Genomic DNA, 1,968 nt, shown 5'->3' on the forward strand with positions numbered 1-1,968 from the left:
GGGCAACCGTATTGGGATGAGAGTGCTTACTACCAATTTACGCTGGAGCAAATCGAGCACGACCTAGAATCTCCCACTGAAGAACTGCATCAGATGTGCTTGTCTATTGTGGATGAGGTGGTTCGCTGTGAGCAACTACTGACGAAATGTGCGATTCCTGAGTTGATGTGGGAACAGGTAGCGTCTTCGTGGCAACGAAAAGAGCCTTCACTCTATTCTCGTTTGGATTTTGCGTATAACGGAACATCACCAGCAAAGCTACTCGAAAACAATGCCGATACACCGACAAGTTTGTTTGAAACGGGTTTTTGGCAATGGGTGTGGCTGGAAGATGTAGTTAACAAAGGTCGAATTCATCAAGCTGCGGATCAATTCAATATTCTTCAAGACTTTCTAATTGAGCGTTTTGCGGAGATAGCCAAATATCAACCGGGACAAACTCTCCACTTTAGCTGTTGCAAGTACACAGAAGAAGATAAAGCGACTGTCCAGTATTTAGAAGATTGCGCGCGCGAGGCGGGGCTAGCGACAGCTTTTGTGTACGTCGAAGATATTGGTGTAACGGAAGACGGAAAATTTGTGGATGTGGACGAACGAGCCATTCGTTGGATGTTCAAACTTTATCCTTGGGAATTCATGTTTGAAGAGGAATACGCGAAATACTTAGCGACTGCAAACGTCAACTGGCTAGAACCCATGTGGAAATCGATTTTGTCCAATAAAGCACTTTTGCCATTGTTGTGGGAACGCTTTCCAAATCATCCCAATCTTTTGCCTGCCTATTTTGCTAATGACCCAAACGTGACTTGTTTGAACGATTATGTCATCAAACCGTTATTCTCGCGAGAGGGGGCGAATATTGAGATCGTCAAAGATGGAAAGCGCTTGGTGAAAACGCCGGGGCCTTATGAATCGAAGTTCAATATCGTTCAGAAATATCATCCGTTGCCTAAGTTTGGGCAGAACCATACGTTAATCGGTAGTTGGCTCGTCAATGATAGAGCGGCGGGTATTTCGATTCGTGAAGACAGTAGCCTAGTGACACAAGATATGGCGCGCTACATTCCACATGTGATTTTGACGTAATGAAAAAGCTCTCCATTCGGAGAGCTTTTTCATATCAGATGTTCAATTTCAATGATCAACGATTCCGTTATTTTATTGCTCTTCAGCCAACGCAACACCGCGTTGAGTAAGACCACATAGCATCACAGGTATAGCATTGAAGATCTCTTCAAATTGCTCTAAGCCTTCCATGCCTTGCTCTGCAAGCGTTGCAATGGTGGTTTCTGGATCGTACAACATAGTAAGAGAGAGCAGCACACCACCCAATAGGGCGCTGTCTTCGCCGTCTTCTGGCATTAACGTTTCCCAATCATCACGCGTCAGTTGCCAACCTTGAAGTACACCTTCACAGAAATCACGAGTGCTTGCTGAGACAATGTCTTGCTCATCGAGAGTACAACCTTCAGGCCATTGCCAAGAACCTTCTAGCAAAGCTGGTCGAGTTTGGTTCCACATTTGTACAATTTCATCAATGTACAGTTCTAGTTGTTCACCATCTGAGAAAGGTGCTGTCTCTTCGCCGCCCCATAAGAATGGCAGCCACTCTTGAGGGTTCAACACGTTTGGCGCTGATGCCATCGCGGTTACAAAGCCTTGAGTTTTTGCTAGGTTTAGTAGTTTTCCATCAAGTTCTGGAAGAGAAAGCATGTCTTGTAGTTTCAAAATAGAATACCATTTGTTAATGGGCTGATTGGTTGCGCTCATCTTACCAATCAATTAGTGATAAATCGATATTAGGGAATGATTCGTCTACAGATATGGAAATTCGTTCGTCACTTAGAAAAAAAAGCATTCTCGCTCTCACACTGTATCTGTGTTTTTTTATCGCTACGATAGGGTCGGTGGTGTACTTGGTGGGTGAGCCACCTGTCCGTGACAAACTAGAAAGAAATCTCGATTTAC

2 protein-coding genes are annotated in these 1,968 nt (G+C 44.4%); one reads left to right on the top strand and one right to left on the bottom strand.

Annotated features, from left to right (window positions below; translation table 11 throughout):
• Positions 1-1,086: glutathionylspermidine synthase family protein (locus tag R7P72_RS23730; protein WP_318110787.1), on the top strand; the 1,086-nt coding region annotated here is incomplete at its 5' end.
• Between the two features lie 72 nt (positions 1,087-1,158).
• On the opposite strand, the gene R7P72_RS23735 is transcribed toward R7P72_RS23730, so the two are convergent.
• Positions 1,159-1,770 (bottom strand): YecA family protein, encoded by a 612-nt coding sequence (locus R7P72_RS23735; RefSeq protein WP_318110788.1) that lies wholly within the window; start codon positions 1,768-1,770, stop codon positions 1,159-1,161.
• Positions 1,771-1,968 lie beyond the last annotated feature (198 nt).

It is taken from the genome of Vibrio sp. Vb0888, assembly GCF_033338835.1.
Lineage (GTDB): Bacteria > Pseudomonadota > Gammaproteobacteria > Enterobacterales > Vibrionaceae > Vibrio > Vibrio alginolyticus.

What these genes read in the sequence shown, in the direction of transcription:
- R7P72_RS23735 (WP_318110788.1), bottom strand. Translation starts at nt 1,770, where the DNA reads ATGAGCGCAACCAATCAGCCCATTAACAAATGGTATTCTATTTTGAAA.